This window comes from Alteribacter keqinensis, assembly GCF_003710255.1.
GTDB classification, from domain to species: Bacteria; Bacillota; Bacilli; order Bacillales; family Salisediminibacteriaceae; genus Alteribacter; species Alteribacter keqinensis.
On the sequence record NZ_RHIB01000001.1, the window covers coordinates 2038604 to 2062874 of the forward strand.

The following is a 24271-nucleotide window of genomic DNA, read 5'->3' on the forward strand; positions in this document are numbered from 1 at the left end:
AAGGAGGCGGATTTTGTGGGAAAACCGTTTAGCAGGGTGCGGTTACCGTTATGGGGAAGACGGATCATTGACGCTTTTTATCAGTGCTTACTGCCCATCATCTTTTTTCAGCTTATCAGAACCCTTTTGTTCCCGAGTACATTTGATGTCATCCTCCTTGCCACCCTTGCGATTTTCTATTTCTCAACTGCATACGGATGGTTCCAGTAACAGACGGGCTCCCGTACGAAACACCCGGGAAGCTCGTCTGTTTGTGTTTGTATCAAAAAATGGTTTTGTGAAACTCAGGTGTTGATTTACGCTCATTGCGCTCCCTTTCCGCGGGCGGCTTGATTCTCAGCGTTGCGCGCTTGCGGGGTCTCCCCGGAACTCGCTCTTTCCGCAGGAGTGTCGCGCATTCGCTCCAATCAACTTCTTAATAAGTCAGCAATATTATATAAAACAGCCAAAAAAAACAAAAGACCGCCCTTATGGACAGTCCTGAGTTTAATAATTCTGCTCCGGCTCCTCACGGAAAAGCATTTCCTGAAGCCGGTGAATGCGGTTAAGAGAGAGAATCCGGCGCTCAAGATGAGTAACGAGCTGCAGCTGTGTCTGTTCCCGCTGTTCGTTTAGATATAAGTCCACAGAATGAAAAATACTCTCGGGGAACGACAGGTAGCTCATTAACAAATGCCTCTCCTCATCAAACAGGGCGAAATGCCGCTCGTACGTGCCGAGCCAATGAAAGCCTTCACTCGTATCCCACGGCTTGGTCTGGAAATAATGCCGGAATAAAATTGCCAGATCCCGTGCCGGCGTGTCGAGGACCGCATGTTCAAAGTTCAGAAAGTAACCGGATCCGTACTGATCGAACAAAACATGGCTGCGGTTTAGTCTTCCGTGACAGAGGACGCTTCGAAAGCCTTTCTTTTCTTTACAGATATCCACCCACGAGGCAAGGTGCTCCTCGGCCGACTCCGCCATTTGCACCATCCTGTGAAAGTGTGTGAGAAACGTGAGCTCAAATGGGGACAAGTACTGTTGCGTTTCAATCTTGTCAACGAACCGTTCCATTTCAAGCCTGCGAAGTTCCCACCTTTTCTTCAGGGTGTTGAAGCTTTCCTGAATGACTTCTTCTGAATACTCCTGATTTTTCTCCGTAAGCCCGTGAAGCTTTGCAATTTCCTCTAAAATCACACCTTCTTTACTGACCGGATGAGAAAAGCGGTCATGGCTGTCATACCACGGCATCAAGTAAAAGGCCGAATCTCCACGCCTTACAAGATAGTCGCCGTACTTAGTCGGAACAATCGGCACGGTGTAATGAAAACCGATGCGGTCAAGCCTCCTCATGACATGGATAAACCAGTCTCCCCCTTCCCGGTCCATCGGCGTCTGTTTAAGGGCAAATACGCCGCGGGAAGTGTAGACCTTTTTTACTTTCCCATACGTCTCTATCTTTTCCGGGTAAAGATCGTAGTGAAAAAGAACGGAACCTAAATGATCGAACGTTTTCGTCGTCAATTGGCCACCTTCTCTCTTTTTCCATCAAACCACGTACTGAGGGCTGTGACGAGAACACGTGATTGTTCCCACGTCTGATACATTTTCTCCAGAAGCTCTGACGCCTCTTCTCCTTTTTTACCGGAGATTTCTTTTACAGCATCGACAAAGTCCCATGGAAGTAGTGCTTCTTTCAGCACTCTTATGACAATGGCTTCATCAAAGGTTTTTGACTCATCCAGTGAGTCAAGAAGGCGTTCGAAACAGACTTTTCCGTATGTTGCCAGGTAATCTCGCAGGAAGAATGATATGGACCTGTATCCCATTTCAGGTGACTTTCCCGGAAAAGACCAGAACAGCTGTCCGAATATTTCTTTACCGTTGTCCAGCCCTGCCAGCGGGTCAATGACCGGAAGTTTTTCCAGTTGGGATACCGGCAGTCTCTCCGCCTTTTTGTACCTCGTAATGGCTTCATCCATTGTCTTTTTTAAAATCGACACTACAATCGGGTCCACCGAATCAGGTAACTCTCCCACTGCTTCAGTAATCGTCTTCTCCGTGAGCTCTTCATTGGCGGCGTACCGGGAATCCATCGTGTAACCCGTGTTGATAACCCCTTTAATGAGCGAAGCCAGCTCATCTTCCCTTCCCTGATATGAAAAAAGGGACGTGACCTCGTCATGCAAGGTCATCCACCCCTCTGAACAAAGGAAAGACATTTCATGATCTTTGGTCCGGATCATCCGGTTTGTCAGGCACACACCACAGTTGTCAAGAGCCTCTCTCCATTGAATGTGCCAGTTCATCAAGTGATGGTTCTCCCACCACTTGATTGTTTTAACGCCTCTCTCTGTCTTTAACGTCTCCCCCGGTATAACCCATTCCGCTGTATGGAAACCGTACGCTGCCTTTAACTGCTCGATTTCAACCATATTCTGCTCCCCCTAAGAAGAGGTTGGTGACGAAATTCTGGACGGAATATAAAGAATCTGTCCTTCTTCCACGCGCTCTTCGTTCAGTCTGTTCTGTCTCATCAATTGACTGACCGGAATATTATACCGTGCTGAAATGGTTTCAAGGGATTCCCCGGACTGTACGATACACATACGAAGTCTGGAAAACGCTTCTTCATCATCCCTTGCAAGAACCTTGGTGAGATAAAGGGCATTTTCTTCCTCACGGGTACCATACGTTTTTTCTTCTGACTCTTCCTGCTCTGCCTGCTCTGCCTGTTCCTCAACTTCCTCTTCTGCTTCGTAAGAGGTGTAGCGGGTATCACTCGCTGAAAAGGCATAATCCTCTTCATAGTGCGCTTCCTCTTCGTTGTCCTCTGATTCCATCCTGTTTAAATAAACAACAGGTTCAGATGAGGTTTCTTCTTCTGAGCTGTCTTCTGCTTCCTCATTTCTCATATAATCTTCCTGTTCCCCTGCGGGACGAACAGCCTCATAGTGAAATTCTCTCGGCTCCTGTTCTTCTTCTTGAGAGGTCTCTTCTTCTGTATACGAAGAAGCTGAATCCGGAAATTCTCCCTGCATGCCGCTGATTGATACGTCAGCCTGCAGTTCGATACATCCGTTCCCCGGCAGGTCGTAGTCAAACGAATTGACATTTACATAAATTTGGTCCACGTCATAAATCCGGCTCCTTGGGATTGTCACATCAATTGGAAACGGATGACGAATCATACCGAGCCCTTCGTCTGAGATCCGTACTTCTTCGATGGACCTGAACGATACCTGCTCCGAAAGACTTGCGTTACGCTGCTGCTGCTGTTCATCCACATCCTGCCCCGGACTGTACTCCCCTGATAACACCAGATTTCCTTTTACTGTTACATACTCTTCGGATTCCTGAATAGTAATGTCAGGATCCAGTGACAACGAAAGGACACTGTCAATTTCCTGGCCGCGATTCAGCCACACTGCTTCCTGAATCGAAAATGATAAGGTTGATGCCTGTTCATTGGCCACACGCTTCTCCTCCTTTTATAGAAAAAAATCCTTTTTCCGTTTCGCTCTGGGATGTTCATTCTTTGTCCACCATGAATGAAAGACTCGCCATTCATACGTTACACTTCTATGAGAAAAGAGGGGCAATTATGCATGGTTTCTCGGGATGGACGGGTTAAGGAGAATTAATTTGAGCCTGTTGACAATTATTTTGCTTAGGGGAGAATTAGCTTCCTTTCAGGCAGAATTAACTTCCTTTTGGGGTGAACTATCTTTCCTCAAGGGAAATTATCTTCACTTAGAGGAAAATTATCTGCCCTTAACGAATAATTACCTCTCTTTAGTGGGCAATCAGCCTCCTCCCCCCCTCCCAAAATCCAAAAAAAACCCCTCCGCACGAAGGCAGAGGGTCCTATCATTTTTAGTTTTCGTTCCGGATGCGCTGAAATGCTTTTTCAGCTGCTTCCACTGTGCGATCGATGTCTTCGTCTGTGTGTTTGGTTGAGAGGAACATCCCCTCAAACTGGGAAGGAGCAATGGATACGCCCTCTTCCAGCATATAACGGAAATATTTTGCGAACATATCAAGATCCGAGCTTGCAGCCTGATCGTAATTTTTCACCGGGCCGTCGTTGAAAAAGAAGCCGATCATGGATCCGGCACGGGTAATGGAGCAAGGGATCTCATACTTGGCAGCTGCTTTTTTAATGCCTTCTTCCAGACGCTGTCCGAGACGGTCAAATTCCTCGTAATCAGCTTCTTTCAGCTGATCGAGCGTTTCAAACCCTGCCGTCATGGCAAGGGGGTTTCCGGACAGGGTTCCAGCCTGATAAATCGGGCCAGCAGGAGCGACCTTCTCCATAATCTCTTTCTTACCGCCGTATGCTCCGACCGGAAGACCTCCGCCGATTACTTTACCAAGGCACGTTAAATCCGGTGTAACACCGAGCTCGCCCTGGGCACAATTGTAACCTACGCGGAAACCGGTCATAACTTCATCAAAAATGAGAAGGGAGCCGTGTTGCTCAGTAATTTCACGCACGCCTTCCAGGTAGCCAACTTCCGGACGGACAACGCCCATATTACCGGCAACCGGTTCAAGAATTACACCTGCAATGTCATCACCGAATTCATCAAACGCAAGCTTCAGGCTTTCAAGGTCGTTGTAGGGAACGGTCAACGTATTTTGAGCGACAGATTCCGGAACGCCGGGACTGTCGGGAAGACCTAGTGTTGCCACTCCGGATCCCGCTTTGATCAGCAGGGAATCTCCGTGACCGTGATAACAGCCTTCAAACTTCACGATTTTGTTACGGCCTGTGTAGCCGCGGGCAAGACGAAGGGCACTCATGGTCGCTTCTGTACCGGAGTTCACCATACGGACGATTTCAATGGAGGGAACTCGCTCGATTACAAGTTCAGCGAGCTTTGTCTCAATTTCGGCCGGGGCACCAAAGCTTGTGCCTTTTTCCGTTACTTCTTTAAGAGATGCTACTACACGGTCATCGGCGTGGCCGAGAACGAGTGGACCCCAGGACATAACATAATCGATATACTCGTTTCCGTCGATATCCCAGATGTGCGATCCCTTTCCTTTTTCCATAAAAACAGGGTCCATGTTTACGGATTTGAATGCACGTACCGGGCTGTTTACACCACCGGGCATGACTTTCTTCGCTTGTTCGAATGCATTAATGGACTTGTCCAGTTTCATTGTGATCAGCCTCCTTTATTTTTCACCTTTAAGCCAATTGGCTGCGTCTTTTGCGTGATAGGTCAAAATGAGATCAGCTCCGGCACGCTTCATGCTCGTAAGCTTTTCAAGAACAATGTCTTTTTCATTTACCCATCCGTTCTTTGCAGCAGCCTTCACCATTGAATACTCTCCGCTGACGTTGTAGGCAACGATCGGGAGCGGGTGTCGCTCTTTTACATCACGGATAATGTCCAGGTAGGAGAGTGCCGGTTTTACAATAAGGAAGTCTGCACCTTCTTCCACGTCTGAATCTGCCTCGCGAAGAGCTTCAAAACGGTTGGCCGGATCCATCTGATACGTTTTCCGGTCTCCTGACTTTGGAGAGCTGTGGGCCGCATCACGGAACGGTCCGTAAAAAGCAGATGCGTATTTTACCGCATAGCTCATGATTGGAATATTTTCAAACCCGGCTTCGTCAAGTCCGTCCCGGATCGCTGAGACAAAGCCGTCCATCATGTTCGATGGGGCAATTATATCTGCTCCGGCCTCCGCCTGGGAAACAGCCGTTTTTACAAGAAGTGTCAGGGAGTCATCGTTTACGATTTCACCGTCACGGACGACGCCGCAATGGCCATGATCGGTAAACTGGCACAGGCACGTATCTGCAATAACAGTCACTGCAGGATAGCGTTCCTTGATTTGACGAATTCCTTCCTGAACAATCCCGTTGTGGACATAAGCTGAAGAGCCAACTTCATCTTTTTCTGCCGGAACACCGAATACAATGATCGTTTCAATGTCAAGCCCGACTGCTTCATCTACTTCTTCATTTAACCGGTCAAGAGACCACTGGTAGACACCAGGCATGGATGGTACTTCATTTTTAATGTCTGTTCCTTCTTTAACAAAAATCGGGTATATGAAATCTTCTGTGTGAAGGTGAGTTTCTCTTACCATGTTGCGAATGCCGGCTGTCCGGCGCAATCGGCGGTGACGTTGAAATTCTTTCATCTCTCATTCCTCCTGATTGTTTGATCAATCTCCTGAAGAAGAGCCTCTGTTGTGTATTCTTCAGGGACAATGACGTTTTTGATTCCCAGTGATTCCAGAGCTGATAATGTGACCGGTCCGATGGCCGCAAGTTTCACAGTTTCCGGAGGGTAATCCGCTACTTCTTTAGGGCCTGAAGAAAAGAACGCTTTCACAGCTGAAGGGCTTAAAAAGGGGATCACATCCACCTTTTGATCACGGGCGAGCTCCCGGAGCCTTTCCGCTTCCTTTTCATTTGGTTCAGTAATATAAGCGACGGGAGCGTCCAACTCAACGCCCGCTTCCTTAAGTGATGTTTCAATGACATTTCTGGCAAGATTGCTTTTTGGGAAAAGGACGATGTCGTTTTTTCCAAGTAACTCAACGAGTACCTCCGCCAAGTGTTCCCCGTCAAAGACCTCAGGAACGAGGTGAGGAGTTATTCCATTATCTTCAAGGAGCATTTTTGTTTTTTCCCCCACACAAGCAATTGTCTTGCCATGTAAGATTTCTTTATCCAACTTCAATGACGAAAGGCCCGTTAACGTATGTATGATGGCGTTGGCGCTTGTAAATACAACCGCGGTGTAACGGTCGATATCCTTAAGTGATTGAAAAAAAGCGGATGAACGTCCGGCAGGCTGCACAGAAATGAGTGGGACTTCCACAGCAGTGGCGCCAAAGGCTTCGATCTGCCTTGTAAAGGGGGCTGCCTGGTGGGCAGCCCTTGTATTTGCGATCTTCAGTCCCTTAAGGGAAGGGAGTCCGCCGGTCATTACAGGTCGAGCTCCTGCTTAACCTTATCGAGGACTTCCTTTGCCCCTTCATTGAGCATAAACTTGGCAACACTGTTTCCGACCGCTGCAGGATCTTCTCCTGTCTCCGTTCGTTTAAAGATCTGCTTGCCGTCCGGAGAAGCGATAAGGGCTGTAAGAGTAACCCGCCCATCATCCATCAGCTTTGCGTGACCTGCGATAGGCACCTGACATCCTCCTTCTACCGTGTGAAGGAAGGCGCGCTCTGCAGCCGTTGTTTTCTCTGTTACTTCATCGTTGATCTTTCTGAGCATATCTACGACTTCTTTATCATCAGAGCGACACTCTATACCAAGAGCCCCTTGCCCCACTGCAGGGAGACACACTTCCGGATCGAGGAATTCTGTCACAATCTCATCCGTCCAGCCCACACGCTCAAGCCCTGCTGCTGCCAGGATGATGGCATCAAAGTTTTCTTCTTTCAATTTGCGCAGGCGGGTATCAATGTTCCCGCGAATCCACTGGATTTCAACATCAGGACGCTCGGCAAGCACCTGTGCAGCACGGCGGAGACTGCTCGTTCCAACAACAGACCCTGCCGGAAGCTCTTTTAAGGTCTTCCCGCTTTCAGAGATAAAGGCATCACGAGGGTCTACACGTTTTGGTATAGAAGCGATGGTCAGTCCTTCCGTTTCACCGGACGGGAGATCCTTCAGGCTGTGGACACTAAAATCAATTTCCTTATCAAACATGGCTTTTTGAATTTCTTTTACAAACAAGCCTTTTCCCCCAACTTTAGAAAGGGTTACGTCAAGGATCCGGTCTCCTTTTGTTACAATTTCTTTAATTTCAAATTCGTAGGGAACACCTTGTTTTTTTAACTCTTCTATCACCCATTTTGTCTGGGTGATGGCCAGGTTACTTCTTCTGGAACCGATAATAATTTTGCGCATACGCTACCTCCAATATGTAGGACTTCGTCTGTTCTATAAGGTCTTCATTCACAATATCATTTTTCACACCATCAGTACCACAGGTGGAAGTCTGAAAACGAACTTGATAAAAAGTAATTTACCAACAGTACAAGGAAAGCGGCGATATTCAAAAGTGCCAGGCCGTATCCCCGTTTCTTCTTCACAACATACTGAAACAAATAGACGCCGTAAACACCGATGACAAGGAAGCTTGATATTACTTTCAGGTCATCCCAGGGAACCGTATCAAACTCAATCCAGGCCCAGATGATTCCAAGAATTAATCCGAAAACCATAAGAGGAAAGCCGATTAAGGAAAAAACATAGGAAAACCTCTCGAGTTTCGCCAGATCTCCAATTCTGAACATCCGTTTTCCCCACTTTTTTTCCTTAAGCATGTGATGCTGAAGCATGTACATAAACGAAAAGGCAAAAGACAGGGTAAACGCACCGTAGGACAGGAGAATTACAGATACGTGAATGACGAGGAGCTCGGTAATTAACAGGTTTGTCAGCTGGTCTGATGCATCACCAGGGGGAACAAAAATACTAATGGTCATAATCACAAACCCGACCACATTCACAAAAAAGATAAGAAAGTCCATTTTAAACAGGCGGTTAATAATTAATGAAAAAGTTACCAGTATCCAAGCGTATAGAAAGAGCCCTTCAAATATCGTCATTAAGGGCAGCCTGTTAAATTCAAGCATTCGGAGTATGAAAAAAAACAGCTGAAGAGACCAGACAATAGAAAGCAACCAGAAGGCTATGCGATTCACCTTCTGGTTGTTTTGTATGAAATCAATAAAATAGCCGAGAACACTCAAAAGGTACAGCACGATGATGAGCATATACAGAGAGTTTAGAATCATAGCCTGTCCTCTCCGCTATTCAAGATCGTGCCAGGGCCTTCGCTGAAGTTGTCTGCTTGTGCTCACTCGAAAGCTCTGCTTTGCGCTTTTGAAGATTCCATTCCCGCTCCGCTTTATTAATATAAATATTGGACTTTGGCATGCTGTTTTCCTCAAGCTCCTCTTCAAGCCCGAAAAGCTTGGTCACAAGAGCGAGTGATTCTTCAGCACTCTCTTCTTCAGGAAGTTCTTTCACAACTGTAATCGGATCGCGCAGAATCTGGTTAATGATACTCTTCATATGCTTTCTGATCACTTTCTTTTCCCGCTCGGTAAGGTCTGTGAGTTTTCGCTCCAGACTCTCCATAGTATCAGCCTGGACCGCAAGTGCTTTTGTGCGAAGGGCACTGATAATCGGTACAACGCCCAGCTGATCAAGCCAGTAACTGAAGGCAATCAGTCCTTCTTCGATCATGAGCTCAATCTTTTCTGCTTCCTTCTGCCGCACTTCAAGGTTGGCAGCTACGATCCCCTGGAGATCATCGATGTCATAAAGGTAAACGTTCTCCAGTTCACCGACTCTCGGATCGATATCCCGTGGAACAGCAATGTCTACAAGAAACAACGGACGTCCGTTACGCTTTTTCACCATAGCCGTCATCATCTCTTTGGAAAGGACATAGTCCGTAGAACCGGTAGAGGTGATAAGGATATCTGCTGTCGAAAGGGCATCGTCCAATTCCGCCATGGAACGGGACACGCCTTTAAACTTCACAGCAAGCTCTGTCGCTTTTTCCTGGGTACGGTTCATGACGGTAATGTCACTTACCCCGCTTGCGTGAAGGTGCTTCGCTGTAAGCTCACTCATCTTTCCTGCTCCGAGAACAAGAACTTCTTTTTGATCAAACCCGCCAAAAATCTTTTTACCCAACTCAACCGCTGCATAACTGACACTAACCGCATTCTCTCCGATGCTTGTTTCAGAGTGTGCACGCTTGGCAAGGGTAACGGCTTCTTTGAACAAGTGGTTGAATACTGTCCCTGTCGTCCCTTCAGCCTGGGCTGCAGTAAAGCTGTTACGGATCTGCCCGAGAATCTGTGTTTCTCCGACAATCATGGAATCAAGGCCGCACGTAACACGGTACAGGTGCTCCACCGCACTCTCGTCTTCACGGATTTGTAAAAACGGCGTGAAGTCCTCTTTCGGCATATTAAACCACTCTGCCAAAAAAGCCTTTGTATAATAACGACCTGTGTGAAGCTGATCGACAACGGCGTAAATTTCCGTACGATTGCATGTAGAAACAATCACACACTCAAGCATACTTTTAGAAGATCTGAGTTTCGCAAGCGCTCCCTCAAGATCGTTCTGAAAAGTAAATTTCTCTCGTATTTCAACCGGTGTTGTTTTATAATTCAAACTGACAACAAGGATATGCATCGTTTCACCCCCGAAGTAACTAGCTGTTCCCTGTATTTTATCGATAAATCATTACGTTCTTGAACAAACCTTATCTATTGTACCACGTTTACATGAACAAGTGAAAGGCTCGTATACATACTGACTATATTATAACATTGTCTTTATGGGTTACAAAAATAAAGGTTTGAACAGACTGTGAATTTTATATGTAAAACGAAAGAAAAACTGACTGAACTGGTAAGGATTCACTCTTATGTATTTTACCCTTAAAAGTCGAATTTAATCTCTTGTATAAGAAAGGTGTGGTGCAATGAAACGCAGAAACAACCTCCTTCCCGGTCTCATTCTCATCGCTCTTGGTGCCTATTTTTTTGCCCGGCAGATGGGATGGCACATACCGCTTTCCGATACTCTCTTTTCATGGCCTTCTATTTTACTCATTGCCGGACTCTTATTCTGCGGTCAGGCATGGTCAAATAAAGATGATGGCCAGCTTTTTTCCGGTTTGGTTATGACCGGACTCGGTATCCAGTTCCATGCCGTCCATACGTATGGTTTATGGTCCCATCACTGGGCCTACTTTACCCTGATTATCGGTATTGCGTTTCTCGCAAAATACTTTTTCAGCCGCCGTGACGGCTGGGTGCCGGGAATTATACTGACAGCGCTCAGTATTCTCTCTCTATTTTACCAGGGCACTGTGGTGCTGATTCGGGAGTCTCTCGGGAGCTTTGCACAGTACTGGCCGGTTCTCTTAATTCTCGCCGGTGTGTACATCTTGTTTTTTAGAAAAAAATAAACCAAGCCTGCCTTAGAAGGATTTTTTTGAATACCATCTAAGGCAGGCTTGTTTCATTCATTTCAGTGTTTCTTTATTGGTGTATTAGTATAGATTGTTGCTATTATTTTTATAAACATGGAAAACGCAGATGAAGCCTGTGTACCTTTCGCTTTCCGAGGGGGTGCTGGCAAGCCTCCTCGTGCTGTCGCACTGCGGGGTCTTACCTGGCCACCACTCCCTCAGGATTCTCAGGTACTTCGGCTTCATCCCTTTTTTATGAGAAGGAAAAACAGCTTTCGGAATAGAAACGTTGCTCGAATGCAGGTGTTTTTTTCACTACATTTTAACATTTGGATGACAGCTGCATGCATCTTGCCTCAGATGATATTTTAATGCGAAACACCGTTTACAAAACCGGCAGTTTATAGACGCTCTCCAACCGCTTCCCATGCTGCATATACCGCTCCTTCCACAGGCTCGGCCTTTGGAATCGATAGTCTATACCCTTTTGTATCAGTAAGCCGGGTTAAAGCATCAAACAATGCCTGCTGCTTTTGAAACAGACTCCCTGTGCATACGAGAGTTACTGCTTTTTGTTCCGTAAAAAGACGGCCTCTTACTTTTTGAATCGAATCGTATATATCTTCTGCCGCCTGTGAGATCAATTGTTCAGCTGCTTGGTTCCCTTGTTCGTAAAGGGAAAACACAGCGGGCGCAAGAGAAGCCACATCATGCCGGGGATCCTGGGAGTGGTTCAGACACGTAACGATGTCCCTCGGATTGTCTGCAGATAGTGATTGAAGGATCATTTCTGAGAAAGGCGACAACGCCATGCCGGAATCGGCTTCGTTCATCACAGCCTTTAATGCGGCTTTTCCGATTCCAAATCCTGAACCTGAGTGGTCAAACATATAGCCCCACCCTGCAGCCCGGGCTTCATTTCCACTCTCGTCCTTCCCGTAAACAACCGAGCCGGTCCCGGCGATAACAGCAATCCCACTGTTTCCTTTTGTGCCTGAATATAGAGCTGTAACTGCGTCATTTGTTACTGTAACAAAGGCTTCAGGGTTGAGTTTCGTTTTTATATGTACCTGAATTGTCTGAATGTCTTCCTGGGACAAGGCAGAGAATCCCGACATACCAAAACAAAGAGACACAGCTTGTTCCTTAAAAGAAGATGGTGTTTGATTAAACAACTGTGACAATCGCTCCGTGATAATTTCCAACGAAACCGCTGTCGGATTTGTTGCGCCGGTTGTACAGGAAAAAACAGCCTGATCTTCACGGCCTTTTATCATCAGCTTTGATTTTGTTCCTCCACCGTCAATCCCAATTGCATACATCAGCTTCTCCCCCTGAAAGACTCATTTTCTATCATCGTACCACAGCCTTCCCGGTGTAAAAATAAGACCTGCCCATAAGGTTGTTGTTCACCTCACGGGCAGGTCTTTGGGAAACACTATAAGACTTTACTTAAAAACTCCTGTGTACGCTTTTCTTTCGGATTGTCAAACAGCTCTTTCGAATTTCCTGTTTCTACAATCCGGCCATCATGCATGTAAATGGTCCGGTCGGCAACCTCCCGGGCAAATCCCATCTCGTGGGTAACGACAATCATGGTCATCCCCTCTTTGGCAAGCTGCTTCATCGTTTCAAGTACCTCCCCGACAAGCTCCGGGTCGAGAGCGGATGTCGGCTCATCGAAAAGCATAATCTCAGGCTTCATAGCAAGGGCACGGGCAATGGCGACCCGCTGTTTCTGACCACCTGACAGTTTGCCTGGATATACGTGATACTTGTCCCCGAGTCCTACTTTATCTAGAAGACGCTTTCCTTCTTCCTCTGCTTTTTTCCGCTCAATCTTTTTGACCATAATCGGCGCTTCCGCCACATTTTGAAGCACTGTTTTATGTGGAAAAAGATTAAAGTGCTGAAACACCATTCCTACTTTTTGACGGACTTGGTTGATGTTATGGGTTTTGAGCTCGATCTGATCACCTGCAAAAATGACCTTTCCGTTATCTTTAACTTCAAGGAAATTTAAGCAGCGGAGTAATGTACTTTTGCCGGAGCCACTCGCCCCGATTAAACATACAACTTCATTTTCATTGACTTCAAGATCCACGTCTTTTAACACATGCAGATCACCAAAGGATTTGTTGAGTTTTTCTACACGAATCATTTCAGGCATTAAGGTAGCCTCCTTCTATCGGTCACTCGCTGATAACCGGTGCTCTACTTTGTTCACAATAAAGGTAAGAATCATCACAAGTCCAAGGTAATAAACGGCAACAATCATATAGGTCTCCATCGTATTAAATGTCCCGGCTGCAATGCCTTGGGCTGTACGGAAAAGTTCCGCAACACCTACAAAGGCTGCAAGTGATGAATCTTTTAACGCAATAATAAACTGGTTGCCGAGAGGGGGAACAGCCCGTCTCATGGCCTGGGGAAGAATAATTCTCCGCATGGAGAGTCCCTTGGTCATTCCAAGAGAGCGTCCGGCTTCCATCTGACCTTTGTCAATAGACTGGATTGATCCCCGGAAGATCTCGGCAATATAGGCAGAATTATGTATGGCAAGTGCCAGGGAAACGGCCCAGAATGACGACAGCTGAACCAGGTTTGTGAGACCAAAATACAAAACAAAGATCTGAACAATCAGAGGTGTTCCCCGGATAATCGTAATATAAATATCTGCAATAACTTTAAGAAAAGGATTCGAAAGCTTTACCAGTGCAACGAACATACCGATTACAGTTCCAATTAATACAGCGGCAACAGAAATACGGACCGTAAGCCACGCTGCTTCAAAAAAGATCGGATAAGTTCTTATCAGCTCTGAGAAAAATGTGTCCAGGCTGAATACATTTGCTACAATCATATCTCTCACCTCACTTTGTAAGTGGGAAAATGTGCACCCGCAAGTGCACATTTTCCGTTACTGTTTTTAGTTTTCTCCGATATTTTCATCAAAGTAGCGCTGGTTAATTTCTTCGTATTTTCCACTCTCATGGATGGCTTCAAGAGCTTCATTAATCGCATCAAGCAGTTCATCTTCATCGTGACGGATCGCAATCGCCATTTGCTCTTCGTCAATCAAATCTCCGCGAAGCTCAAGGTCAAGACCCTGATCTTCAATGTTGATCAGCCCTACAAGCCGGTCTGTTACGACCGCATCATGTCGGCCCTGGGCAAGTGTTTGAAGAGCTACAACGTCAGAGTCATAGGTTACGATATCTGTCGTATAGTCCTGGATCATCGTGTGATAGGTTGTCCCTTCGGCTACTGCCACTTCTGTATTTTCATCAATGTCATCAAGTCCCTGAATATCACTGTCCGAACGGGTATAAACCTGAGCTCCCGAATAGTAGTAAGGGTCTGAGAAATCAACGTTCTCTTTTCGTTCTTCTGTAATTCCCATACTTCCGATAATCGCATCATAGCGGTTATCCTGAAGTCCGAGAATAATGGAGTTCCAGGAGATCTGGTAAGGTTCTCCCTCCAGCCCAAGTTCTTCAGCAATTGCCATTCCGATATCCACGTCAAACCCTACAAGGTCACCGTTTTCATCAATGTAGCTGAATGGCCGGTACTCACCGGATAAAGCGAAGACGAATTTTCCGTCCTCCAGAGTAAGATCATCGTAATTTTCGCCGCTGTCTTCTGTCTCTTCAGCATCAGAGTCATCTGCGCCGCCTTCATCCCCTGTCCCTTCTTCCTGTCCTTCACCACAGCCGGCTAAAACGACTGCAGCTGCCATTGTCATTGGCAGAAACCCTCTTTTAAGTATTTTCTTCATTGTAATGTTCTCTCCCCTTTATTATGTTTTCCTCCATAATCGGAGTCGTACACCAGATCTGAAAATTCCAAATGTTGAAACAGGAGCATTCTGAATATTATCATAGCAAAATATTCAACGCTGTGACAAAAGGGTAATTTTTAAATATTCAGTTGAATTCGTACGTTTCAACAGTTTGTTCTCATCATTATGTACAAACGGTAACAATCACTCGCCTATCCTCTGTATTCCTTCAAAATGCCCGTTACGAATTTCATAGTGGAAAAATAATAGACAAGTCTCTTTTCCCGAATTTGGATATTTCTAAACTACAAATGAAAAGACCCGGTTCCACTGCTGCAGCGGAACCGGGTGAAGAAATCTATTCTTTTACTGAAACGGGCCTTTTTCCGGGCCACCAGTTCTTTTCTCCGAAAAGTACGATCATTACCGGGATAAACAGCGGCAGCATAATGACTGCGTATAGAAGCAGCCCGGTCAACACGAGTGTTCCGATCTGCATCAGGGAGAGCACACCAGATGGCATCATGGCGCCAAATGTTCCTGCGAGAATGACAGCGGCAGATAACACCACTGTCCCGATCTGTTCCATCGAGTAAAGAATGGTTTCTTTTATATCCACATTGTTTTTGATATCTTCCTGAAAGCGGGCCGTAAGAAAGATCGAGTAATCAACACCAAGAGCCATGAGCATGATAAAACCAAAGAACGGTACTGCCCAGGTGATCCCGCTGTATCCGAGTATCGTTACAAAAAAGAATTCAGTAAACGAAACAGACAGGAAATACGTGAGTATGAGCGAAATGAGAATGTAAACCGGCATAACCAGTGACTTAAGAAGAACCACAAGGACGATAAAAATACCTATCAGCATAATCGTGGCCGTCCTGAAGAAATCATCATTGGAGATTGTCTGCAAGTCACGGTTAATGCTCGAGAGACCGGCTACAGCAACCGGGGTCCCTTCCAATTGCGTTCCTTTGAGTGCCATCCGGGTTCGCTCTTCAATCACATCAATCGTATCCATAGCTTCGTTACTGTACGGATTCAATTCAAACACCACATCAATGGTGGTGACTAAACGATTCGGCGTCGTATAGTTATCCCACACATTGTTAAAGTCGTCACTTGCGAGTGCCTCTTCCGGAACAAAAAAGCCTTCCATAGGGTTTTGAGGCTGGGATGCTATCTCAGAGAGTACATCTTCCATTTCTCTTAATCCCTCTTGAATTTCTCCAAGACCATCGTTAATTTCCTCCAAGGCGTCAGCAATTTCCCGAAATCCGTCTTCCACGTCTGAAAAAGCTTCTGCCACTTCTCTTTGTCCCGTGGCAATTTCATCAGCACCACCTGCCAGTTCACCGGCACCGGTGCCCAGTTCATTCTGGGCTGAGGCAAGTTCTGCGACCCCCGACGATAACTGTGAAAGGTTTTCTTCAATTTCTAAAAGTCCTCCTATGAGCGTCTCAAGCTCTGCTGCTATTTCGGGAGGAAGTGCGTTTGCCGCATCAGCGAGCCCGTTCTGGATATTCTGTACACCATCACCCAGTTCCCGGGCACCGTCTGCAGACGACCTTGTTGCACCTTCCATTTCATTAAGACCTGACTCCAGGTCCCGGGCACCTTCTGCCAGTCCCTCTGATCCTGTCTGCAATTCCTCCAGCCCTTCAGTGGAGCCTGACTCTCTTAATTCCCCTGCTAATTGTTCGAGCCCTTCCTGGATGTCTTCTATTCCATTATTCGTTTCATTTAATCCATCGGCTACTTCCTCTGCGATCACCGGAATTCGAAAAGCGTCTACAATCTCCCCATTCGGCTGTGTGGCGCTTCTTACTTCTTTTACACCGTCGATTTTTTCAAGTTCCCTTGTCAACGCTTCAATATATGGAAGCCAGGTCTGAGTATCCCACGGTTCATCATTAGCAAGTGTTACGGTCGCAGGGAACATATCCCCTTCCCCAAATTTTTCCTCCACAACCTGAAATGCTTCCACAGAATCGAACTCACTGCCAATTTCATCAAGTGAGTTAAACGAAGTGGCGTTGTCAAAGGAGAGAATAGCCGGAATAATGAGTAAACCTAACAGTACAAGTGTCCAGCCCGGACGGAAAACGGCAAACCGCCCCAGCGCGCCCCACGTCCGGCTCGGTTTCGGCTTCAAGCCTGCCCTGGATGGCCAGTAGAGCTTTTCACCGAGTAAAAGCATGGCTAACGGTACCCACACCCATATCGCCGCTACAAGGACAATAATTCCAATACTTACACCCATGGCGGAGCGGTATAGGTCAAAGCCTGCAAAGCCGATGGCAAAAAAGCCGATAAAGCCGGTTAAAGCACTGGAAAAAACGGTGGGCCCTACTGCTTTAAAGGTTCGTTTCATTGCTGAAAACCGGTTTCCCTTTTCTTCAATCAGCTCTGCTTTAAACCGGTTCAACAGCAGGATACAGTAGTCCGTCCCGATCCCAAACAGCACCGCTACAATAAAGATTTGTGTAAAGTTTGATACAGGAAAATTGAAACTGTCTATTAAATACGACACAATCCCTACACTGACCACGTAGGAGGCTCCCACAGTCACCAGCGGGACAAGAGGTGCTGCCAATGACCGGAACACCAGAAGCAGAATGATCAGTACAAAAATAACGGTAATCACTTCTGTTGTAGCGAGTCCTTCCTCAGAGCTTATAATCACATCATCTTCGATCACAGATGAACCCGAGATCAGTGTATCTACTCCGGGAGATTCCAGTTCAGCTGCCAAGTCATCACGTATCGCCGCCACATCACTAAAGTCCATATCCATCTGCACGAAAGCCAGTATTGTTGTTCCATCTTCGCTTAATAAAAGATCTTCAGATTCCTCGGAATCAAACGGTGTGACAACCTCATGAACCTGGAAACCGCCAATGTCCGGTCCAACTTCAGTAAGGGTTTCTTCGATCCTTTCAAGCTCCCCTTCTGTCAGGGAAGTTTCACTCCGGTAAACCACCAGGACCGTTTCCCCGGTTGTCCCTTCATTTTCTTTCATGATCTGATCAGCTGTTTGTGAAGGGTACTCTTCAGGAATGGAAGCCTGCCCCCGCTCCCGGACAAGCTCATCCATATTCGGTGCCTGCAGAAATAAAAAAACTGCAGCCGCAATCCACATAAGCGGCAGGATATAGATCAGCTTTTTCATGGGGCTGGAGGCTCCTCTCTGTCCTGCATCATCCGATTGATTTTTTTATACACATTTAAAAACACTTCCACTTCTTCAGGATCGAGGTTTTCTAAATAGGATGAAATAAACTCTGTCATAGCTTCTTCAGACCGGGCATAGACTGACTCTCCTTCTTCAGTGAGTGATAAATACCATACCCTGCGATCTTTTTCATCCTGTTTTCGATGAACAAGTCCTTTACTGACAAGGCGGTCAGCTTTTAGAGTGACGGCACTTTTATGTACCCCCGTAATGGTTGCAACTTCCTTTGGCTGAAGAGGGCCCTTAACAGCCAGCTGCCGTAATATACCGAATTGCTCTATGGACATTGGAACCATGATTTTTTCAGCCATCAGGGATTCGATGCGTTTGGTGGAAAACAAATAAACTTCTTCATACTGCTGCACAAGTGTTCTAAGCTTTTCTTTATCGATCTGCATGGATGGTATCCCTTCTTCTTTATGTATTCATACCTATATTGTTTATACCCTAAACTGTTGAGAATATAAACAGTTAGTTCTATACCACCGTGTGTTGTATAAATTGTATTTACACGTAAATTGAAGTACCGTTGATTGTGCTTTTAAAGCTGAAGAAGTTAGGATGCATCCGGAATATCCTTCGCTTTCCGCGGGGGCGCCGGTGAGCCTCCTCGTGCTCCGCACTCCGGGGTCTCACCCTGCCACCCGCTACCGCAAGAGTCTGCGGACATTCCGGCTTCATCCACTCTCATCCTCCTCTCTAAGCTTTCAAAATTCAGTGGTTTAGTGGTGCCAACAGAAACACTGTTGATTGAAGTAAAGGAAGGTATGGAGAATGACGCGGCAGGAAGGAAGAGAAGGAATAAAGCTTCTACAGATTCAGAGCTGAAGAACTGAAAAAGTCAATGTCCGGAACTTACATCACTCCTTAGGGCTCTGATTGCAGCATGAAAGGGGTTTTGATTTATTGATGTGCTAAAGATCATTTTAATTATAAAAAAAGGGGTGATTGGAGCGAATGCGCGACACTCCTGCAGGAAAAACGAGTTCCGCGGAGACCCGGTCAAGCACGAGCGTTGTTTCATGAATAAGCTTCGAGTTGCTTCGACGTATATCGTTCGGAGCCTGGCTGGCAGAGGAAGAAGCAGTATGCTGAAGAGGCTCCCGAACCGCCCGCGGAAAAGGCAATGAGCGATATCAACACTAACTTTTCCTGTAAAGAAAATGGACTTTTTCAGTGGCCTCGCCAAAGCCCCGAGGAGGCTCGGCGCGAGTCCGCGGAAAGGGGAGCGTATTTCGTTCAACGAAGCTACTGCAATGAAAGGAAATGGTTTAGCAACTGTCCAAATCTTTTTAAGGTTAGCATTCAAAAGGATACAACTCGAGCTTAATGTCTGGCGAACATACAGAAAAAGCCCTCCGGTTAAGGAGAGCTTCTAATAACTACTTAAATAAAACTTCACTGATTTCGCGCCATGCTTTGTCTTTACCAAGACCTGTTTCTGCTGAAAACAGTACGAGAGGATCTTCTGAATCCATATCCAGTTCCCGCTTGATCACGGCGAGCTGTTTTTGCTGTTTTCCTTTTGGAATTTTATCCGCTTTGGTTGCAACAACAATCACTTTTTTACTGAAATGCTTGAGAAAGTCATACATCATCTTGTCGTCTTCGGTAGGTTTGTGCCGGACATCTACCAGCTGAACGACACCCTTCAGCTGGTCGCGTTCTTCAAAATAACGTTCCATCAGGCGGCCCCATGCATCACGTTCTTTTTTCGAAACTTTTGCATAGCCGTAACCGGGTACGTCCACAAAGTGAAAACGTTCATTGATCCGGTAAAAGTTCAGCGTCTGGGTTTTCCCCGGACGCTGTGACGTCCGGGCCAGTGCCTTACGTCCGATAATTTTGTTTACAAAGGAAGACTTTCCTACGTTTGAGCGGCCTGAAAGGGCCACTTCCGGGAAAGGACCGGGTGGAAACTGGTCCGCTCTTCCTGCACTGATAATTAATTCTGCTTCTGTTACTTTCATTTCTTTTCCCCTGCCAATGCATGTTTCAACACTTCATCCAAGTGCGAAACAGGTATGAATGTTAAATCTTTTTTCACGCTCTCCGGAATATCTTCCAGATCCTTTTCGTTATCTTTAGGCATGATGACCACCGTTAATCCGGCACGGTGGGCACTCATGGATTTCTCTTTTAAGCCGCCGATCGGCAACACACGGCCACGTAGCGTAATCTCACCGGTCATCCCTACTTCTTTACGGACAGGACGCTCTGTGAGAGCAGAGATTAAAGCTGTAGCCATCGTTATCCCTGCTGAAGGGCCGTCCTTTGGAATCGCTCCTTCAGGCACGTGAATATGAATGTCGTTTTTTTCGTGAAAGCCGGGATCGATGTTCAGTTCTTTGGACTTGGAACGGATGTAGCTGAACGCGGCCTGGGCCGATTCCTTCATTACATCGCCCAATTTGCCTGTAAGGGTGAGCTTTCCTTTTCCCGGTGACAAGCTTACTTCAATCGTAAGCGTATCTCCTCCGGCAGTCGTATAGGCAAGTCCTGTAGCAGCACCGATCTGGTCTTCAGCTTCAGCTTTTCCGTAACGGAACTTCGGCTTCCCAAGCATCTGCTCTACTGTATTTTCTGTTAATACCACACGCTTCTTTTCGCCTGAAACGATCATTTTCGCCGCTTTACGGCAAAGAGTTGCCATCTGGCGCTCCAGATTCCTGACGCCAGCTTCCCTTGTATAGTAACGGATTGTTTTGAGAATCGCTTCTTCTTTTACCTGAAGGAGGCTCTTCGTAAGACCGTGGTCCCTCATTTGCTTTGGAAGAAGATACCCTTTTGCAATTTCCAGCTTCTCAACCTCAGTATAGCCTGGAATATGAATGACTTCCATCCGGTCCATAAGGGGACCCGGTATCTGGGAAATGTTGTTCGCTGTTGTAACAAACATGACCTTGGACAAATCATACGGCTCTTCAATGAAGTGATCGCTAAAGGAGTTATTCTGCTCCGGATCGAGCACTTCAAGAAGGGCTGAAGATGGGTCTCCTCTGAAGTCATTGGCCATTTTGTCAATTTCATCAAGGAGAAAGACCGGATTCATAGAACCGGCTTTTTTCATACCCTGGATGATCCGTCCCGGCATCGCTCCAACATAAGTTCTGCGGTGACCGCGGATCTCCGCTTCATCACGGACACCGCCTAGGGACATGCGGACAAAATTCCGGTCCAGAGAACGTGCAATCGAACGGGCAAGGGAAGTCTTACCCACACCCGGAGGTCCTGCAAGACAAAGGATGGGCCCTTTTAGCTCATTGGTTAATTCCTGTACGGCCAGGTATTCCAGGACACGTTCTTTCACCTTTTCCAGACCGTAATGGTCTTCGTCAAGAATCTCTTCTGATCGGTGGATATCAAGGAGGTCCTTTGTTTCTTTATGCCACGGAATGAGCGTGAGCCATTCCACATAGTTTCGAATAACGGAACTTTCTGCAGAGCTTGCCGGCATTTTTTCATAACGGGCAAGTTCTTTGTACGCTTTTTCCTCTACAGATTCAGGCATCTGAGCTTTTTCGATCTTCTCTTTAAGCTCAGCGATTTCCCCTTCTCTTCCTTCTTTGTCTCCAAGCTCTTTTTGAATAGCTTTCATCTGTTCCCGAAGGTAATATTCCTTCTGGGTTTTTTCCATTGACTTCTTCACACGTTGACCGATCTTTTTCTCAAGTCCGAGCACTTCTTTTTCGTTGCTCAAAATACGGAGAACTTTAGTCAGCCTTTCCCCAACCGAATAGGTTTCAAGCATGTCCTGCTTCTGCACAATTTTAAGAGGCAGGTGTGATGAAATAATATCTGCAAGCCGTCCCGGTTCAATGATATCAGCCACGGACGCAAATGTTTCCTGGGAGATTTTTTTTGAAAGCTTGATATACTGTTCAAACTGCTCAAGAACATTTCGCATAAGGGCCTGTTCTTCAACAGTAGCTTCAAGTCGTTCTTCTTTCAGCTCAATATCAGCTTCATAATACTCTTCCTGTTCATGAAATTCTTTTATTTCACCACGGCTGATTCCTTCAACAAGAACACGAATCGTACCGTTAGGCAACTTAAGCATCTGCTTAACCTTGGCAAGGGTCCCTACCTGATAAATATCATCCAGACCCGGTTCGTCGACTGATATTTCTTTTTGAGTGGCAAGGAAGATCTTTTCTTCTTCCACCATGGCACGCTCTAAAGCCTGCACTGATTTATTTCGCCCTACATCCAAGTGAAGTACCATCGTCGGGTAGACGAGTAATCCTCTTAAAGGTAGCAAAGGCAATGTCTTACGTTCGTTGTTACCCATATGTAGTCCACCTCCGCGCCAATCTCATCCTACTTTTATTACTACTCTCTTTTGTATAGGAATAAACGTTACAATATTGTTCAATTTTACTCTATTGCCAGATTAATGTCTAACAATCATTATTTCCTTGTCACCATAGTCAGATGAACACATTGGAACAGGGATGGCTTAAAAGGCTCTTTCTGTCTTTTAAGCCACCCCTTTTGTTTAAATTTGTGCCTGTCCCATGGTTACTGCGGCCGCCGGCAGTACGTTTTCATCTTCTTTCTTATTCTCTTCAAGAAGGGCGATTTCAAGTACTTCCGAGAAAGAATCCACTGCATGAATGGTAATTCCCTTTATTTCCATCAGAATGGCCTGCAGGTTTTCTTTAGGGATAATTACATCAGTCGCTCCCGCCTGTTTCGCTGCTTCGACTTTTGCAACAACCCCGCCAATCGGCTTCACATTGCCGTGAATACTCAACTCTCCGGTCATGGCCACCTCATGGGAAATCGGTATCTCATGGATAGCCGAGTAAATAGCCGTAGCGATCGAGATTCCTGCTGACGGGCCGTCTACCGGGGCTCCTCCCGGAAAATTCACATGAATATCATAGTCATAAGTGGCAATACCCATGTGACGCAGCACGGTTACAACGTTTTCAACTGATCCTTTTGCCATACTTTTACGCTTAATGGTCCGTGTATGATCTCCCGTGCTTTCTTCTTCTGCAATACCTGTAATGTTAATCGACCCTTTTCCGGTGTTTTTCATCACCGTAACTTCAATTTCAAGAAGGGCACCGAGGTTGGGACCAAAAACGGCAAGCCCATTTACAAAACCAACCTTGTCCTGGCGGTGAATTTTTCTCTCGGGCCTTGGGGCACGCTGGCTTGAGTGAATAACCCATTCAATATCACTTTCACTGATTGTTGTACGGTTCTCGCTTGTAGCCATCCCCGCCGCAATCTGCATAATATTAACCGCTTCACGGCCATTGGTTGCGTATTTTGAAATGATTTCATAAACACCGCTGTCCACATCACATTGAATCCGAAGCGCTGCTTTTTTTGCAATCGTTTCGATCTCAGGCGGTGTAAGGGCTCTGAAGTACACTTCCATACACCTTGAGCGGATCGCAGGAGGAATATCCTGCGGGTTTCTCGTTGTCGCTCCGACTAAACGGAAGTCTGCAGGCAGCCCGTTTTGAAAAATATCGTGGATGTGCTCCGGGATCTGCTGATTTTCCTCGCTGTAATACGCACTTTCCAGAAACACTCTTCTGTCTTCAAGTACTTTAAGGAGTTTGTTAATTTGAATCGAGTGAAGCTCGCCGATTTCATCGATAAACAAAACACCACCGTGAGCCTTGGTCACGGCTCCGTGCTTAGGCTGCGGAATACCAGCCTGTCCCATTGCACCAGCTCCCTGATAAATCGGATCGTGAACAGAACCAATAAGGGGATCGGCAATTCCCCGCTCATCAAAGCGGGCCGTTGCTCCATCAAGTTCAATAAAGACTGATTTTGGCCGGAACGGGGTGAGAGCACTCTTTTTAGCTTCTTCAAGTACAAGACGGGCTGCTGCTGTTTTCCCGACTCCCGGCGGCCCGTAGATAATCACGTGCTGGGGGTTCGGACCGCACAGGGCAGCTCTCAGAGAGCGTATGCCGTCCTGTTGACCGACAATATCATCAAAGGACTGAGGTCTCACTTTTTCAGCAAGGGGTTCACTGAGAGTTACCATTCGCATTTTTCTAAGCTGATCAAGCTCTTTCCTTGATTCCTTGTCCACACTCACACGCTGGGACCGTTGGTTTTTAAGCAGGTTCCAAAAGTAAAGGCCAATAACGACTCCAAAAAACAACTGTATTACAAACGCTAATCCGGTAAAAGACATATCTGGTTCCTCCTACTGCATTATTCTGTAATGCTTAGTATTGCCTTTCGAGGTCGGTATAACCTGACTTCCGGCACTAGGCAATAATTAGCATAGAACCCAAAATTGTC

Annotated in this window: 20 protein-coding genes; 2 read left to right on the forward strand and 18 right to left on the reverse strand. The window is 46.3% G+C overall.

All coding sequences use genetic code 11. The features are described 5' to 3' along the window. The first annotated feature begins 15 nt into the window (after positions 1 to 15). Positions 16 to 210 carry a hypothetical protein gene (locus EBO34_RS09960; RefSeq protein ID WP_122897806.1) on the forward strand — a complete coding sequence of 65 codons (195 nt, stop codon included), beginning with the start codon at positions 16 to 18 and terminating at the stop codon, positions 208 to 210. A gap of 276 nt (positions 211 to 486) precedes the next feature. Here EBO34_RS09960 and ysxE read toward each other — a convergent pair whose 3' ends face one another. The 9 genes from ysxE to hemA form a co-directional block, all read right to left on the reverse strand. Further along, on the reverse strand, positions 487 to 1506 hold the full coding sequence (gene ysxE / locus EBO34_RS09965) for a spore coat protein YsxE (RefSeq protein ID WP_122897808.1): 1020 nt from the start codon (positions 1504 to 1506) through the stop codon (positions 487 to 489). Continuing rightward, on the reverse strand, positions 1503 to 2417 hold the full coding sequence (locus tag EBO34_RS09970; protein WP_122897810.1) for a hypothetical protein: 915 nt from the start codon (positions 2415 to 2417) through the stop codon (positions 1503 to 1505). Before EBO34_RS09970 ends, ysxE begins: the two co-directional genes overlap by 4 nt. Positions 2418 to 2429: 12 nt before the next feature. After that, positions 2430 to 3458, reverse strand: a complete 1029-nt coding sequence (gene spoVID / locus EBO34_RS09975; RefSeq protein ID WP_122897812.1) for a stage VI sporulation protein D — start codon at positions 3456 to 3458, stop codon at positions 2430 to 2432. Positions 3459 to 3858: 400 nt separating this feature from the next. Further along, positions 3859 to 5151 (reverse strand): glutamate-1-semialdehyde 2,1-aminomutase, encoded by a 1293-nt coding sequence (hemL, locus tag EBO34_RS09980; protein ID WP_122897814.1) that lies wholly within the window; start codon positions 5149 to 5151, stop codon positions 3859 to 3861. Between the two features lie 15 nt (positions 5152 to 5166). Next, positions 5167 to 6144 carry a porphobilinogen synthase gene (gene hemB, locus EBO34_RS09985; RefSeq protein WP_122897816.1) on the reverse strand — a complete coding sequence of 326 codons (978 nt, stop codon included), beginning with the start codon at positions 6142 to 6144 and terminating at the stop codon, positions 5167 to 5169. Continuing rightward, a complete protein-coding gene (locus EBO34_RS09990; RefSeq protein ID WP_122897818.1) occupies positions 6141 to 6938 on the reverse strand; it encodes a uroporphyrinogen-III synthase in 798 nt (265 codons plus the stop codon). The genes hemB and EBO34_RS09990 overlap by 4 nt, the downstream gene beginning before the upstream one ends. Continuing rightward, a complete protein-coding gene (gene hemC / locus EBO34_RS09995) occupies positions 6938 to 7870 on the reverse strand; it encodes a hydroxymethylbilane synthase (RefSeq protein WP_122897820.1) in 933 nt (310 codons plus the stop codon). Before hemC ends, EBO34_RS09990 begins: the two co-directional genes overlap by 1 nt. A 71-nt stretch (positions 7871 to 7941) precedes the next feature. Continuing rightward, positions 7942 to 8763, reverse strand: coding sequence for a cytochrome C assembly family protein (locus EBO34_RS10000; protein ID WP_122897822.1), 822 nt, complete (start codon positions 8761 to 8763; stop codon positions 7942 to 7944). Positions 8764 to 8782: 19 nt separating this feature from the next. Continuing rightward, positions 8783 to 10183: a glutamyl-tRNA reductase gene (gene hemA / locus EBO34_RS10005; RefSeq protein WP_122897824.1), complete on the reverse strand. Its 1401-nt coding sequence runs from the start codon at positions 10181 to 10183 to the stop codon at positions 8783 to 8785. 292 nt (positions 10184 to 10475) lie between these two features. Between hemA and EBO34_RS10010 the strand changes: the two genes are divergently transcribed. Next, complete coding sequence (locus tag EBO34_RS10010; RefSeq protein ID WP_122897826.1) at positions 10476 to 10964, forward strand: LiaI-LiaF-like domain-containing protein; 489 nt, start codon at positions 10476 to 10478, stop codon at positions 10962 to 10964. A gap of 404 nt (positions 10965 to 11368) precedes the next feature. Here the strand turns inward: EBO34_RS10010 and EBO34_RS10015 are convergent, their stop codons facing one another. The 9 genes from EBO34_RS10015 to lonB form a co-directional block, all read right to left on the reverse strand. Continuing rightward, positions 11369 to 12289, reverse strand: coding sequence for an N-acetylglucosamine kinase (locus EBO34_RS10015; RefSeq protein WP_122897828.1), 921 nt, complete (start codon positions 12287 to 12289; stop codon positions 11369 to 11371). Between the two features lie 116 nt (positions 12290 to 12405). Then, on the reverse strand, positions 12406 to 13128 hold the full coding sequence (locus tag EBO34_RS10020) for an amino acid ABC transporter ATP-binding protein (protein ID WP_122898675.1): 723 nt from the start codon (positions 13126 to 13128) through the stop codon (positions 12406 to 12408). A 24-nt stretch (positions 13129 to 13152) separates the two neighbouring features. Next, the gene (locus EBO34_RS10025) at positions 13153 to 13830 is read right to left on the reverse strand and encodes an amino acid ABC transporter permease (protein WP_122897830.1); all 678 of its coding nucleotides are present in this window, start codon (positions 13828 to 13830) and stop codon (positions 13153 to 13155) included. Positions 13831 to 13896: 66 nt separating this feature from the next. Beyond that, entirely contained in the window at positions 13897 to 14748 is an 852-nt protein-coding gene (locus EBO34_RS10030) for a transporter substrate-binding domain-containing protein (RefSeq protein ID WP_122897832.1), read from the reverse strand. A 361-nt stretch (positions 14749 to 15109) separates the two neighbouring features. Further along, positions 15110 to 17926, reverse strand: coding sequence for an MMPL family transporter (locus EBO34_RS10035; protein WP_122897834.1), 2817 nt, complete (start codon positions 17924 to 17926; stop codon positions 15110 to 15112). Further along, the gene (locus tag EBO34_RS10040) at positions 17923 to 18387 is read right to left on the reverse strand and encodes a MarR family winged helix-turn-helix transcriptional regulator (RefSeq protein WP_122897836.1); all 465 of its coding nucleotides are present in this window, start codon (positions 18385 to 18387) and stop codon (positions 17923 to 17925) included. Before EBO34_RS10040 ends, EBO34_RS10035 begins: the two co-directional genes overlap by 4 nt. Before the next feature lie 984 nt (positions 18388 to 19371). Beyond that, positions 19372 to 19959 carry a ribosome biogenesis GTP-binding protein YihA/YsxC gene (gene yihA / locus EBO34_RS10045; RefSeq protein WP_122897837.1) on the reverse strand — a complete coding sequence of 196 codons (588 nt, stop codon included), beginning with the start codon at positions 19957 to 19959 and terminating at the stop codon, positions 19372 to 19374. Next, positions 19956 to 22280 carry an endopeptidase La gene (lon, locus tag EBO34_RS10050; protein ID WP_122897839.1) on the reverse strand — a complete coding sequence of 775 codons (2325 nt, stop codon included), beginning with the start codon at positions 22278 to 22280 and terminating at the stop codon, positions 19956 to 19958. Before lon ends, yihA begins: the two co-directional genes overlap by 4 nt. Positions 22281 to 22487: 207 nt before the next feature. After that, positions 22488 to 24161 (reverse strand): ATP-dependent protease LonB, encoded by a 1674-nt coding sequence (gene lonB, locus EBO34_RS10055; protein WP_122897841.1) that lies wholly within the window; start codon positions 24159 to 24161, stop codon positions 22488 to 22490. Positions 24162 to 24271 lie beyond the last annotated feature (110 nt).